Genomic DNA, 13,102 nt, shown 5'->3' with positions numbered 1-13,102 from the left:
CACCGCAGCTGGCACAGGTCTTCCAGCAGAAGTCAGCATCATCCGCACCACCACCCACACCGCCCCAACCCCACAACCCATCACGATCTAACACCCAAACACGTTCACAACCACTTGACACAAAGCGCCCCCTGTTATCCGAGGTGCTATTTTCCCAGTTCGATGCTGTCCGGTTCTGGATTGTGGTGCACAGCTAACGTACAGGAATTCCTCGTTTTTATCCTGGCGTTCCTGTGCCGAGCTAAAAGCGCGGGATTTACGGAGTGCCATGCTGATCGCCGAGGTCGGGCTGCACCCTTCCGTGCACGCCGCAATACCTCTCGTCGCTTACCTTGTGTGAGGCTTCGGAGCAGAGAAGGAGCAGAGAAGCAGGATCTTCAAGACGTCAGCTAGGGTTGCCGGTTTCCCTCCGGGTCCACTCCTGCAATCGGGCATCCATCGCATGACGCACAAGAACCTCTGTGATACCCAACGTTTCTTGAACTGACGTCCCCAGTTCGACGCTCCACCGACACAGCGTAATGCCTGGTAACCAGAAATTGACAAAAGATAGGGGGGTTAATGAGCATGAACCTTATTTCTCCCTGTCAAACAAAGGAGCACTCACTGTGAAGAAGTTCGCAACCGCAGCCGTAGCTGCAACCATGGCACTCGGCCTGGCCGTCCCGACGGCTGGTGCCACGGAAGACAAGGGCAGCAGCTATGACAACGCATACGTGGTGACCACCGTCGTCTCCGGCAATACGTGCAAGATCACCCACTCATACGGTCTGCCGGATACGCTCACCCCTGCAGAGGCAAAGCTGAAGCTGCCGAATGCCACTACCACTGATGCCACCCTCATGAACCACCGAGCCTACCTGCGGGGTGACAGTGACGCTACGCTGTACGACTTTAAGAAGGGCGAAGATCTGCTCGCACTGCATGCCTGCGCGAACGGCGAGAACTACTCCACCAACTTCGTGAACTCGCTGTCCTCCGTGGTCGAACCTCACCAGGGCCGCGCGGCTGCGTACTGGCTGTTGTCGGTCATTGTGCCTCTAGGCATCGGCATTGCGGCGCTTGGTGCGGCGTTCTCGCCCGAGTTCCGCCACATGCTGCCAGCACCTGTTGCAAAGTTCCTGACGAACCTCCTCAAGTAGGCAACCCATCAACGCCTGAAGCCCCGCACCGTGCGGGGCTTTCCTCTCTATATAAGGACATCACGATGAAGAAGATCACCGCTACTGCTCTCGCTACTGCGATGGTTGCGTCCATGCTCGCGCCGACTGCCGATGCCGCGTCAAACACGATGAGTACTAAGAACTACCAGAATCACTGCACGCTGAAGTTCGACAGCCCTGGCATGACCCAGAACAACGGAACGTACACTCAGAGCGCCATCAAGAACTGGGTGTCAAAACAAGACGGTCTCAAGAAGCTGGCCGATACAGACTTGACGAACGCGCAGCAGTCGTCACAGCTCAGCGAGGCGTTCGGTTCATCCGACGCAGCGGAGACCGCAGCCCTCAACGATGGCATGGCGCTCCAGGCATGCCTGCAGGGCAAGGATTTCAAGGCTGAGCCGATGGATGACGGCACGAAGGCGGGCATCATCATCGGGTTCGTGCTTGGCATCCTCGGCCTGCTCGGGGGACTCGCGCAGCAGGCCGGGCTGCTCCGCTAAGCATTGTCGCGCACCCAGGCCTCGACGGGGGCGAGGCGGGTGAAGTCGACGCGGTCCACGTCCTTGTTATAGGTGTCGATCATCATGCGGTCGTTCGCGGACTTGCGCGGTTTGAGTCGCAAAGCGCCGACGACGCCCGCCATCGTGGCGGCGTGGGCGGCTGACAGCTCGGAGTAGTTCATGCGTCCGGGCAGGTAGAAGCGCGTGACGCTGTCCGCGCGGCTCCCCAAAAGTTTGGCAGAAAAGTCCTTATCGACGGCCACTTCGTCCAGGCTCATGCCAACGGTGACGAGGGAGACGGAGTGGGCGTCGAAAAGTGGGTCAGGGAGCTTGCGGATGAAGTTGGCGCCGGGGTTGTTCGGGCCGTGGATTGGGGCGAGGACCACGATGGGGCCTTCGGGAGAGAAGTCGGCGTCGGGGATTGGCTCGGCGGTAGTGCCGAGGCGTTTTGCCAGCTCATCGGCGTATTCCTTGGTGGAGCCGTAGAACGAGGCGTACAGGATAGTGCAGGCAGTCATACAACTATTGTTGCATGTTCCGGCTAGAATGTGGCGACGATGCGGTACGTGTACATGATTGTGGGGCTGGTGGCGCTGAGCCTGGGCGCGGTCGGCGCGTGGGTGCCGATCCTGCCCACGACACCGTTTCTACTGCTTGCGCTGGTGTGCTTTACGAGGAGCTCGCCAAGATTGGAGCGCTACCTGCTGCGCCACGACACGTTCGGACCGTTCATTATTGACTACTACTCAGGACAGCTGACGCGCGCGCAGAAGCTGCGGATTCTAGGGCTGCTGTGGTTGGGGATGGGCGCCTCCATATGGGTGGTGATTGCGGTGGTTGGGCTGTGGCCGGTGGCGTTGCTGCTCGCCGCGATCGGCACCGCAGTGAGCGCGCACATCTGGCGGCTGCGGCCACGCCCCGAGCGCGCCACCGAACTACGCCAGCGCGCTGGACTGCCTACCGACCACGCACGTTGAAGCCGATGACGCCGGGGTTGACCAAGGGGGCGTCGCCAAGCAGGGCGTGGATGTTGCCTTCCCTCTCGACGGCGCTGGTGACCGCTTTCGGGCGCTGCTTCTTGTCATCCTTGCCGCGGCCCTGCGACATTGGCGCACCCATGAAGCCGCCTCGCTGTCCCTGCTGACCTGCGGAGTTACCGGTTGCTGCGCCTGGCGCTGCGGCGCCTGCTGGGGTTGACTGGCCGCCGAAGCCACCTGGCGAACCTGTGCCTGGTCGACCGGCGAAGCCGCCTGCGCTTGGCCCTGCGCCTGCGGGTGAGCCGGCGCTGGCTCCTGCTCCGAGTCCTGCGCTGGTTCCTGCGCCTGCCGACGAGCCGAAGCCTGCCGCCTGCTGGTGCAGCGACCCGGCGCGATGTCGACCACCACCGCCTGCGCCACCCATCGGCATGCCGCCGAATGCGCCTTGGCCTGCGCCTACGCGGGAGCCTGCTGCAGAGGCGGCGTTCGTCGTCGCGCCGCCCAGCCCACCGGCGCCAGAGGCGAGACCACCGTGGAGACCAGCGCCCGGCGCGACATTCGCCGCCGGGGCATTCAGCGCCCCTGGTGGAGGAAGCGTCGGGGCCTGCGCCGAGGCGACTTGGGTCGGGGTGGCGCCGGACGCGATAGCGCTGAGCATGTCGGGGTTCGGTTTCCCAAACTGCTGCAACACATCCTGCGGGCCACGCGCGTTCGCGAGATCCGTGTAGCCGTTGTTTGCAAAGATGCTGGCGAGCCCTTTGGGCATCGGGGCGTCCGCAAACGCGGGAGCGCCCGGGCTCGGAGGGCCACTGATGGAGAAGTCGGAACCAGTAACGTCGGTGAGATCCGGAAGCAGTTTGACGAAGGTCGGGTTCGTCGCTGGCAGGTACGAGTTGACGTACATCGGGTAGGAACTGACGAAGGCCTCCTTCACGGCCTTCACCGCGGCCGGGGATACGGCCTCAGCTGCTATCGCCGCAGCTTGGGCTGCCGCCGCCATAAGTTGCGACGACGACGCCAACGCCGCCAACCCCGTGTTATTCCCCGCAAGCGCCGCCGAGTTGGCTGCGTACTCGGAACCCGCCGCCTGAATCAACTGGAGACGCGCAATCGCCTGGGCCACGAACTCGGTCTCAGACGAAGATTCCAGGGACGCAATGGCCGGGGCGATGGCCTCCACCATCTCGTAAATACGCTGCGCGTTCGACATCCAATTCGACGCCAACCCCGTCGGCACCGCGGTATTCGTGGTCAGGATGTTGCTCACCAGCGACTCGAAGCTCCCATCCGTCGACGCATACACCGAACGGTTATTGAACGGCTGCGTCTTGTAACTCTTCGCGACAGCCGCCGCCGACGACATCCCAAGATTCGAACCTAACCCACTCAACCCGGGCGTTGCACTGAGCCCGACCGCGTTCACAATCCCCGCAATCGAATCGTCCGCCATCACCGTATTGTCCAGGCAGACCTTCAACACCTTTGCCGACGACTTCACATTCCCCGTGAACGCGTCCGTCGCAAGTGGAGCGTGCTCGGAGTAGATCGCTCCGTGCTTCTCCCCTGCCTCACGGAGGCCGGAGACCGAGGAGAAGGTTCCCCCAGCATTAAAAGTGGTCGCCGTGAACATACCGGCAGCGTCATAGGCTATCGTCTGCAAGTCATTGATGGCGCCGTTAACATCATCAACTTCAATAATTATTTTTGTCATTTTTCCCCCAATATCTTTTGGTTAGCTGTGTGCCCCGGACAAATACAATTGCTCTAGCAGATCAACCGCTATCTGACAGTAATCATCAAACGAATAGCTCTCGTCAAGGCTGAAAAAGAAGGTTCCGATAGCTCCACGCATCGTATCCACTTGTGCAATGCACGGATGAGTCGTCACAAGGGGCATCTCCTGCCTGTAGACGTAGATTTCCGGCAAGATATTTGACTCGATTCCGTCGACCATAACTCGTGTCTGCTCTGCTTGTGATCTATTTCCGTCACTGTTCGCAATTCCTTTGGACTGAAAAGTTCCCGGCTCAGAAAACATGCAAAATGAGTTCCCATGCGGCGAGTCGATCTCCCCATCCGTGCTTCGTTTGATTTCGCCGGTGAAGCCCGCGCGGCGGAATTCGTCCTCGGTGATGTCGTTGCAGGGATCGAAGTAGTCCTCGGGTGCGAGGGCGAATGGATCGAAGTCGCCGATGGGGACGGTGCCGGACTCAAACACGAAGGCTTTCTGGCCCGAAGCATCCGAGGGAGGGGCGTTGGTTGGGGCGGAGGGGGCGTCGATAAGGGTGGTGCTGGAGCAGCCAGCGAGCAGTGTGGCGGCGAGCAGTGGTGCCAAGGTATAGGTGCGCAAAGTGTCCCCCCGTTTTTAAAAGTGTTTCTACACAACCTAGTGCATTTCACGCGATTGTAAAGGGTTTTGTGTACACCATGGTGGACATCCGGTTTTCAATAACCGCCAACAAACCGCCACGCACCGTCCTAATATAAGGCGGTATGAAACGCCTTCGTACTCGTTACTTCGCCCAGGCTAAGGCTGAGGGTCGCAAATTTACAGCTCTGACCAGCTACGACACCATGACCGCCCAACTCTTCGACGAGGCCGGCATCGACTTCCTGCTCGTCGGGGATTCGGCAGCCAACGTGGTGCTCGGCCACACCACTACCCTGCCGATCACGCTCGACGAGATGATCGCGTTCGCCTCGGCCGTGGTGCGCTCGACGCAGCGTACGTTTGTGGTGGTTGACCTGCCGTTCGGCACGTATGAGGAGTCGCCGGCGCAGGCGCTCGCAGCTGCGGTGCGCGTAATGAAGGAGACTGGGGCGCAGGCAGTGAAGCTAGAGGGCGGCGTCGAGGTGGCGCCGACGATCAAAACGCTTGTCGACGCCGGCATTCCCGTCTGCGCGCACATCGGATTCACGCCGCAGTCCGAGCACGCGCTCGGCGGCTACGTGGTACAGGGTCGCGGTGACGCAGCCCAGCAGGTGCTTGAGGACGCCACCGCCGTCGCAAACGCGGGTGCTTTCGCGGTCGTGCTGGAGATGGTGCCCTCCGAAATCGCGACGCGGGTGACCCAGGAAGTTCCGATCCCGACCATCGGCATCGGTGCAGGCAACGGCACCGACGGGCAAATCCTGGTGTGGCAAGACGCGTTCGGGTTCCGCGCCGGCGGAAAAACGCCGCGGTTTGTGCGTCAGTACGCGGACCTGGGAACACAGCTGCTGGAGGGGGCGCGAAGGTACCGGGAGGACGTCGAAAAGGGAGAATTCCCCGCTGCTGCCGAATCGTTCGAGGACTAAGAAAGGGCATCATGCGAGTCATTACCACTGTTGAAGAGCTCCGCGCGGCACGAGCGGAGGCGAACGGGACCGTCGGACTGGTGCCAACCATGGGTGCGCTGCACTCCGGGCACGGCACGCTCATCGAGCGTGCTCGGCGAGAGGTCGATACGCTGATTACCAGCGTGTTCCTCAACCCGCTGCAGTTCGACAACCTCGGCGACTGCGACGACTACCGCAACTACCACCGCGACATTGAGGCCGACTCAACGTTTTGCGAGGAGCGCGGCGTCGACATCGTGTTCGCGCCCAGCGTCGAAGAAATGTATCCGGGCGGCGTACCGCAGATCTGGGTCCGCACCGGCGAGATGGGCACCGTCCTGGAAGGCGCATCACGACCAGGGCACTTCGACGGCGTAGCGACCGTCGTAAACAAGCTGTTCAACCTGGCCAAACCGGACGTGGCCTACTTCGGCCAGAAGGACGCGCAGCAGGTGGCGGTGCTGCGCCGAATGGTTCGCGACCTGAACCACGACGTGGAGATCCGCACCTTGCCCATCGCGCGCGCCGAGGACGGCCTGGCGCAGTCTTCCCGCAACGTGCGCCTTTCCGAGACGGGACGTTCGCAGGCGCTGACGCTGTCGCGTTCGCTGCGGACGCTGCAGGAACAAGTCGACGCGGGCGCGTTGGACGTGGATGCCGTGCGTGCGGAGCTCGCGGCTTCCGAGGGCGTGACGCTGGACTACCTGGTGGTCGTTGATCCAGATACGCTGCAGCCGACGTCCGGGCTCGGCCTGGCGCTGGTTGCGGCGACGGTGGACGGCGTGCGGCTCATCGATAACGCGCTGCTGGGGTAGGCCGGGGCGCTGTGGGTTTCGGGGTTCTGTGGTGGAAGGTGTGTTGAAAAGCGTGCTCGGGATTTTGTGAACAAAATTGCACCTGCACCACAAGCCGAATACAGCTGCCTAATCGTCCAAGGTTTCCCCGAAACACCGAAACCTTGGGAGATTAGGCACCTCTATTCAAACAATCGCAGGTCGGAAGCCTAAGTCGAGTTTGCGTTTCCGCTACGGTAGTTAATATGTCAATCGAATATTGGAATGATCAGGCCCCGACTTGGGCACGCAACCTGGAAGAAGGGCCCGACCTTCTCCTCGAGGTGTTGGATGAATTTGACGTGCTCACACCGGATTCCACGGTGCTGGACATCGGCTGTGGGCCGGGGTGGCACCTCGGCAAGATGGCACCGCATATTGCTGAGGGCTACGGGTTCGATATTTCGCCGGCGATGATTGGGGCTACGCCGACGTCGAAAAACCTCACCTTTTACACACACGACTGGTCCGGCGGAATCCCCGAATCACTCAAGGGTCGCACGTTTTCCGCGGTGATCGCGAATAGGAGCCCGGGCGTTAACACTATTGATGACGTTGCTGCGCTGATGCGGTTGTCGTCGCGGTGGTGTGTCGTCAATAAGCCGACGTACCGCAGTACGAGCCTGCTTGAGCAGGCATTGCGCGATGCGGGCGTCGCGGCGAAACCTTTCGATGGCTCGCTGCACGTCGATTGGTTGATTTCCGAAGGTTACCTGCCGCAACTGCGCTACCAGACGCGTGTGCGATCCCGAAAGTACGACGCCCACGATGTCTCTTACGAAGCCGAACGCGCGAGGGCGCAGTATGGGGATGAGGTTGCAGAGATGATGCTCGCTGCGTTGCCGGGCGAGGGCGTCGATAAGCGTATTGACGTCACTCTCACGATGGCGTACGCGCTCGCAATTTGGCGCGTGGACGAACGCCAACCATAAAATACTGTATCATTCAATTGAATGTATTTTTGAGTAGGGGTCAACCCAAGGAGAGTGCGTTGTTCAAGAAGATATTGCTGTCGGTCGGTGCTGCGGTCGCGCTGACGCTCACAGGCTGCTCGAGTCCCGCGGAAGATACAGCCGCGCCGACGACAACCGCCAGCGATGCCACCATCACCGTGACGGACAATATGGGCCGCGAAGTGACCATTCCTGAGCAGGTCAATAGCGTCGTCGCGGTCGGGTCGATGGGGCCGCGCATCGCCGCCTACATGGACCTGGTCGACATGCTCGTCGGCTCGGAACAGACCGATCAATCCGGCCCACGCGCGACATACGACTACAGCAACGTGTACGCGGACAAGCTTGGGGAACTGCCCGTCATCGGTAAGGGCGGTGGCTCCGGCGAAAACAATGCCTTCCCGGAAGAAATTCTTACCGCGAACCCCGACGTCATCCTCGCCGGCTTCAACGCAGAAGCCGCTGACGAACTGCAAAAACAAACCGGCATTCCCGTCGTCAGCATCCGCTACCTCTCTAAGGGATTTATTGACGACGACTTCGCCACCACCCTCGAAATGGTCGGCAAAGTGACCGGCAAGGAAGACCGCGCCAAGGAAATCAACGACTACATCGCCACCGCGAAGAAAGACCTCAAGGACCGCGTCGCGGGCGTCGCTGAAGAAGACAAACAGAAGGTCTACACAGGTGCCGTAACCTTCAACGGCGCACACGGGTTCGCCTACACCTACGTGGACTTCCCAGCATTCGACGCAATCGACGCCCACAACGTCGCCGACGTACTGAAGGAAACGCAGACGTTCGAGAACGGTCGCAACGGCGCCGAGGTTGACTGGGAAGTCATCCCCGAGTGGGACCCCGACGTCATCTTCCTCGACCCAGGCAACCTTGACTTGGTCCGCGACGAATACAAGCTGCGCCCCGACTACTTCAACGGGCTACGCGCTGTCCAAAACGGCCAGGGGTACACAATGCCGGCAACCAACGCAGCCGGGCCAAACATCACCTACCTGTTGATCAACGCCTACCACGCCGGAAAGGTGCTCTACCCCGAGCAGTTCGCAGACATCGACCTGGAAGAGAAGGCCGAAGAAATCATGCAGGTCATGCTGGGCAAGAGCTTCTTCGACGAAATGGAAGCCGGTGGCCTGTACTACGGAAAGATCGACCTCAGTGACCAAGCCAACGGCTAAGCCACAACGGCCCGCCAGTACTGCCGACTACCATCGGCACACACTGCGCAAATACGCAGTCTTACTGGCGGCGTTCCTGTTGCTATGCCTCTGTTTCCTTGGCTCGCTCAAGGCCGGATCGGCAGAGATGGGGATGGGGGACGTCCTGCGGGCACTCCTGCATCCGAGCGGGGAGCGCGACTCACTCATCGTATGGAACATTCGCCTGCCCCGAGCATGCATCGCAGTCACAGTTGGAATGTGCTTAGCCATGTGTGGTGCGATCATGCAAAACGTGCTGCGCAACCCCCTCGCCTCATCCTCAACGCTCGGGGTGTCCCAAGGCGCCGCGTTTGGTGCGGCAATTGCCATCGTCTATTTTGGTGCCGGCGCCCAGGTCAATAACGTCAGCGGCGACGCCGCCGTCAGCATTAGCAACCCCGCCCTCGTGACGGCATTCGCGTTCCTCGGAGGCATGGGCACAACACTCGTGATCATGTTCATTTCGCGCGCACTCAACGCTGGCCCCGCAGTACTCGTACTCGCAGGCGTGGCGCTGAGCGCAATGTTTAGCGCCGGCACTTCGCTCGTCCAATACTTCGCCGACGACATCAAAGTCGCCTCAGTCGTCTACTGGACCTTCGGCTCCCTCGGCCGCGCAAGCTGGACACAAATCTTCTTCACCGCAGGCATCGCCGCCGCAGCATTCACGTACTTCATGTACAACCGCTGGAACTACAACGCCTTTGAAGCCGGTACCGACGCCGCCAAAAGCCTCGGCGTACCCGTCGCAGTGCTCGTACCCATCAGCCTGCTCGTCTGCGCCCTGATCTCCGCAGTCTCCGTCGCCTTCGTGGGCGTCATCAGCTTCATCGGGCTCGTCGCCTCACACATCATGCGACGCCTCGTCGGCAACGACATGCGCTTTCTCCTCCCAGGCACCGCCCTCTGCGGCGCCACCCTCCTCCTCCTCGCCGACATCGCAGCCCGCACCATCATCAGCCCAGTCGTGCTCCCCATCGGCGCAGTAACCTCCATCGTCGGCGCGCCCATCTTCCTCTTCCTCCTACTCAAACGGAGAGTCCGCGCATGAAGCCACACAGCGCACCCATGATTACATGCAACAACCTCCACTTCTCGTACGGCACCAACCACGTCCTACGCGGAGTCAGCTTCGAAGTCGCGCGCGGCGAATGCATGGCCGTCCTCGGACGCAACGGAGAAGGCAAGTCCACCCTCGTCAAAAACCTCATCAAACTCCTCACCCCAACCACCGGAGAAATCACCCTCAACGGAACCCCCGCCACCGCGCTCAACAGGCAAGACATGGCAAAACTTGCCGCCTACGTAGCCCAACACTCCGAAGCCACCCAAATGACCGCCTTCGACTACGTCCTCCTCGGCAGAAAACCACACATCCAATGGGCAGTCGGCGAATCAGACCTCCAAATGTGCGCCGACATGCTGGAACTCGTCGGAATGGCAGACAAACAACTCCACGACATCAGCACCCTCTCCGGAGGTGAGCGTCAAAAAGTCATACTCGCACGCGCGCTCGTCCAAGAACCATCAATCCTCATCCTCGACGAGCCAACCAGCAACCTTGACCCCCGCAACCAATACGAAATGCTCGGTCTCGTCCGCCAACTCGCAGTTGAGCGCGACATCGCCGTCATCGCCGTACTCCACGACCTCAACGTAGCACTACGCCACTGCGACCAATTTCTCTTTCTTCGCGACGGCACCAGCTACGCCAACATCAGCCGCGACGAAGTCACCGCCGACATCATCTCGCACGTCTACGAAGTCACCGCCGACATCATCGAACACAACGGCCACAAACTCGTCGCAATCGACGTCTAACCAGCGCGCTACCACGGCACCGACGAGCGCGCCGAGACTTCCCAGTGCTTCGGGAAGGTGTAGCGGTGGCGGGCGTGATGAAAAGCGGACTCAGAAAAATGTGAACAGATCTGCATGTGCAAATCTGTTCACAAATTCTCTAAGAGCCTTTTGCGGCACCTTCTACCCCAGCGTCGGGGTTAAACGTCGCGGGCGATCAGGTCGTCGAGAGCGACCGGGGACAGCAAGTACGGCGGAACCTCCAGCACCGTGTAGGCACCGGACTTGCCATCTTCCGCGAGGCGGGCAGCCGCGCGCGCGTACGCGACGGCGACGGCGCCGGTGAAGTCGGGGTTGCTGGACAGTTCCAGGGTGTACTCGACAAGCTGGTGGTTATCACCCATGCCACCGGTGGTGATCACGTGGCCGCCGTGCGGCATGCCGGAATGCTCGCGGGCGAAGGTGGCGTCGTCAATAAAGTTGACCTCAACCTCGTAGCCGACGAAATAGTCAGGCATCGTGCGGATCGTGTGCTCGATGGCGGCGGTGTCCGCGCCATCCTCCGGCACGATGTAAACGACGCGCTTGTGGGCGGACTTGCCGTCGAGACCCTCGGACTCGCCGCGGCGCGCACGATCCAACGCATCCGGCGCAGGGATCGTGTACTGCACACCCTTCGCGACGCCCTCAATCCTGCGCACCGCATCCGAATGCCCCTGCGACAGACCCGGGCCCCAGAACGTGTGCTGCTGCGCGTTCGGCAAAATTGCCTCCGCCATCGCGCGGTTCAGGGAAAACATACCAGGGTCCCAACCAGTGGAAACAATGGACACCGTGTTGTGCTCGCGCGCAACCTCGTCCATCGCCTTGCGGTGACGAGGGATGTCGCGGTGGTTGTCGTACGTGTCCACGGTAGGCACATACTTCGCGAACTCCGGCGCCTGCTCCGGAATATCCGTCGCCGAGCCCAGGCACAGAATCGCGACGTCGATTTCGTCCTTGTACTGCGCAAACTCCGCAACCGGCAACACGCGGGCGTCCGTATCCAACTTGCTACGACGCGAGAAAATCGCCGACAACTCCATATCCGGCTGCAGCTTCACCAACTGCTCCACGCTCTTGCCCAAGTTTCCATAGCCGACAATGCCAACACGCATACTGCGCCTCCCTTTCCTCGTGGCCCTTTGGGCTCGTGGCTTTTGGGCTGTTTTGCCCTTAAATTACGGGCCTACTTTACTCGCATATCGGGTGTGAGGGAATGCGCGAGGCGGGTTGGTGGCAGGTTGGTGGCTTGCTGGTGGCTTAGTCACAGGGTGTGAGTGACAAAGGACGCAATTGCACTTTTGAAAACGGGTGTTTTCCCAGGTCGCGAATTTTCGGGTGCGTCTTTTGTCACTGGCTCCGCTGGCGATAGGGTTTCTGGCAGTTTGCTGTGCACCAGAACCCGGGTTTTCAGCGGGGCGGGAGGACAAAAGCCCAGGTCGCTGGTTGCGCGGGGTGGAATGTGGTGCGTGTCCCGCTGGTGAAGATATAGAAAGATATCGTAACAATTCACTGGCCTGCACGAACACCGTTTCAACAGCGTCGTTTACGGCGCTATATCTTTCCGATATCTTTCGTGCACGGAAATCGACATTAAAAAGAATTGCTTGGGGTTTTACCTACCGGGGGAAGAGCGAGTGACAAAGGACGCAATCCTGCCGACTGACTCCGGCAAAAGCCCAGGTCACGAAAAGTGGGTTGCGTCCTTTGTCACTCGGCCCGGCTGGGATGACACCACATTCCGGGTTTGAGGAGAACGATTCGGAAAAACCCAGGTCGCGAACAATCACGCAATGGAATGTGGTGCGCGAAACGCCGACTGCACTCGCTACCTGAAAACGGAATCAACAGCCGTTGCGAAATTCGGGCAGTCCGAGCGCTCTAGCATTACGGCGGTAATCGTCCGGTTCGTCACTTTGGCGCCCTTCACCTTCTCCCAGTAAGCCTCGTTTTCCTGCGCTACCCTCTTACAAAGCCCTGGGAACGCCTCAAAAATGTGGCAAAAGAATTCATCCGGAGTCAACGCATCAAACGGGAACTGGTGTGAGCCGATATAGTCAGCGAGCCTTCTGTCGCTGGTGACAATGTACTGGACATTGCCAGCCACGGCAGCGCTAAGAACATGATGATCGTGGACGTCCGCGTACCCATAATTGCTGACCTCAAAATCAATGTCCTCAGTCGCGACATAGTTGACAACTCAGTCGCGACATGGTGGACAAACCGGTGCCTTGGTTTTTATTTTTCCGAGGCACCGGTTTTGTGTTTAGGCCAGTGGAGGTTGGCCTTTTCGCCAGTA

General features: G+C 60.2%; 13 protein-coding genes. 9 read left to right on the top strand and 4 right to left on the bottom strand.

Translation table 11 applies throughout. The features are described from left to right. Positions 1-608: 608 nt before the first annotated feature. Positions 609-1,142: a hypothetical protein gene (locus tag BJP08_RS02980; RefSeq protein ID WP_071568195.1), complete on the top strand. Its 534-nt coding sequence runs from the start codon at positions 609-611 to the stop codon at positions 1,140-1,142. Between the two features lie 65 nt (positions 1,143-1,207). Next, entirely contained in the window at positions 1,208-1,666 is a 459-nt protein-coding gene (locus BJP08_RS02975) for a hypothetical protein (RefSeq protein ID WP_071568194.1), read from the top strand. Here BJP08_RS02975 and BJP08_RS02970 read toward each other — a convergent pair. Next, complete coding sequence (locus tag BJP08_RS02970; RefSeq protein ID WP_071568193.1) at positions 1,663-2,184, bottom strand: flavodoxin domain-containing protein; 522 nt, start codon at positions 2,182-2,184, stop codon at positions 1,663-1,665. The genes BJP08_RS02975 and BJP08_RS02970 overlap by 4 nt on opposite strands. A 39-nt stretch (positions 2,185-2,223) precedes the next feature. Between BJP08_RS02970 and BJP08_RS02965 the strand changes: the two genes are divergently transcribed. Further along, complete coding sequence (locus BJP08_RS02965) at positions 2,224-2,643, top strand: YbaN family protein (RefSeq protein WP_070361696.1); 420 nt, start codon at positions 2,224-2,226, stop codon at positions 2,641-2,643. Here the strand turns inward: BJP08_RS02965 and BJP08_RS02960 are convergent. Together BJP08_RS02960 and BJP08_RS02955 are read right to left on the bottom strand one after the other, a co-directional pair. Beyond that, positions 2,624-4,354, bottom strand: a complete 1,731-nt coding sequence (locus BJP08_RS02960) for a hypothetical protein (RefSeq protein ID WP_071568192.1) — start codon at positions 4,352-4,354, stop codon at positions 2,624-2,626. The two genes, BJP08_RS02965 and BJP08_RS02960, sit on opposite strands and share 20 nt — an antisense overlap. Before the next feature lie 21 nt (positions 4,355-4,375). Continuing rightward, a complete protein-coding gene (locus BJP08_RS02955) occupies positions 4,376-4,993 on the bottom strand; it encodes a DUF3558 family protein (protein ID WP_071568191.1) in 618 nt (205 codons plus the stop codon). Positions 4,994-5,136: 143 nt separating this feature from the next. On the opposite strand from BJP08_RS02955, the gene panB reads away from it, so the two are divergent. The 6 genes from panB (at position 5,137) to BJP08_RS02925 (ending at position 10,782) form a co-directional block, all read left to right on the top strand. After that, the gene (gene panB, locus BJP08_RS02950) at positions 5,137-5,940 is read left to right on the top strand and encodes a 3-methyl-2-oxobutanoate hydroxymethyltransferase (protein ID WP_071568190.1); all 804 of its coding nucleotides are present in this window, start codon (positions 5,137-5,139) and stop codon (positions 5,938-5,940) included. Between the two features lie 11 nt (positions 5,941-5,951). Continuing rightward, on the top strand, positions 5,952-6,776 hold the full coding sequence (gene panC, locus BJP08_RS02945) for a pantoate--beta-alanine ligase (RefSeq protein ID WP_071568189.1): 825 nt from the start codon (positions 5,952-5,954) through the stop codon (positions 6,774-6,776). A 224-nt stretch (positions 6,777-7,000) separates the two neighbouring features. Continuing rightward, positions 7,001-7,726, top strand: a complete 726-nt coding sequence (locus BJP08_RS02940) for a class I SAM-dependent methyltransferase (RefSeq protein ID WP_071568188.1) — start codon at positions 7,001-7,003, stop codon at positions 7,724-7,726. A gap of 59 nt (positions 7,727-7,785) precedes the next feature. Then, the gene (locus BJP08_RS02935) at positions 7,786-8,940 is read left to right on the top strand and encodes an ABC transporter substrate-binding protein (RefSeq protein ID WP_071568187.1); all 1,155 of its coding nucleotides are present in this window, start codon (positions 7,786-7,788) and stop codon (positions 8,938-8,940) included. Further along, complete coding sequence (locus tag BJP08_RS02930; RefSeq protein WP_071568186.1) at positions 8,921-10,012, top strand: iron ABC transporter permease; 1,092 nt, start codon at positions 8,921-8,923, stop codon at positions 10,010-10,012. Before BJP08_RS02935 ends, BJP08_RS02930 begins: the two co-directional genes overlap by 20 nt. Then, positions 10,009-10,782, top strand: coding sequence for an ABC transporter ATP-binding protein (locus tag BJP08_RS02925; protein WP_083428380.1), 774 nt, complete (start codon positions 10,009-10,011; stop codon positions 10,780-10,782). Before BJP08_RS02930 ends, BJP08_RS02925 begins: the two co-directional genes overlap by 4 nt. A gap of 179 nt (positions 10,783-10,961) precedes the next feature. On the opposite strand, the gene BJP08_RS02920 is transcribed toward BJP08_RS02925, so the two are convergent. After that, positions 10,962-11,918: a diaminopimelate dehydrogenase gene (locus BJP08_RS02920; protein WP_071568185.1), complete on the bottom strand. Its 957-nt coding sequence runs from the start codon at positions 11,916-11,918 to the stop codon at positions 10,962-10,964. Between the last annotated feature and the right edge of the window lie 1,184 nt (positions 11,919-13,102).

It is taken from the genome of Corynebacterium sp. NML140438 (assembly GCF_001875725.1).
Classification (GTDB): Bacteria; Actinomycetota; Actinomycetes; order Mycobacteriales; family Mycobacteriaceae; genus Corynebacterium.
The sequence above is the reverse complement of the archived record's forward strand: the minus strand, read 5'-3'. Positions and strand labels throughout refer to the sequence as shown.

What these genes read in the sequence shown, in the direction of transcription:
- BJP08_RS02975 (WP_071568194.1), top strand. Translation starts at nt 1,208, where the DNA reads ATGAAGAAGATCACCGCTACTGCTCTCGCTACTGCGATGGTTGCGTCC.
- BJP08_RS02970 (WP_071568193.1), bottom strand. Translation starts at nt 2,184, where the DNA reads ATGACTGCCTGCACTATCCTGTACGCCTCGTTCTACGGCTCCACCAAG.
- BJP08_RS02965 (WP_070361696.1), top strand. Translation starts at nt 2,224, where the DNA reads ATGCGGTACGTGTACATGATTGTGGGGCTGGTGGCGCTGAGCCTGGGC.
- BJP08_RS02960 (WP_071568192.1), bottom strand. Translation starts at nt 4,354, where the DNA reads ATGACAAAAATAATTATTGAAGTTGATGATGTTAACGGCGCCATCAAT.
- panB (WP_071568190.1), top strand. Translation starts at nt 5,137, where the DNA reads ATGAAACGCCTTCGTACTCGTTACTTCGCCCAGGCTAAGGCTGAGGGT.
- panC (WP_071568189.1), top strand. Translation starts at nt 5,952, where the DNA reads ATGCGAGTCATTACCACTGTTGAAGAGCTCCGCGCGGCACGAGCGGAG.
- BJP08_RS02940 (WP_071568188.1), top strand. Translation starts at nt 7,001, where the DNA reads ATGTCAATCGAATATTGGAATGATCAGGCCCCGACTTGGGCACGCAAC.
- BJP08_RS02925 (WP_083428380.1), top strand. Translation starts at nt 10,009, where the DNA reads ATGAAGCCACACAGCGCACCCATGATTACATGCAACAACCTCCACTTC.
- BJP08_RS02920 (WP_071568185.1), bottom strand. Translation starts at nt 11,918, where the DNA reads ATGCGTGTTGGCATTGTCGGCTATGGAAACTTGGGCAAGAGCGTGGAG.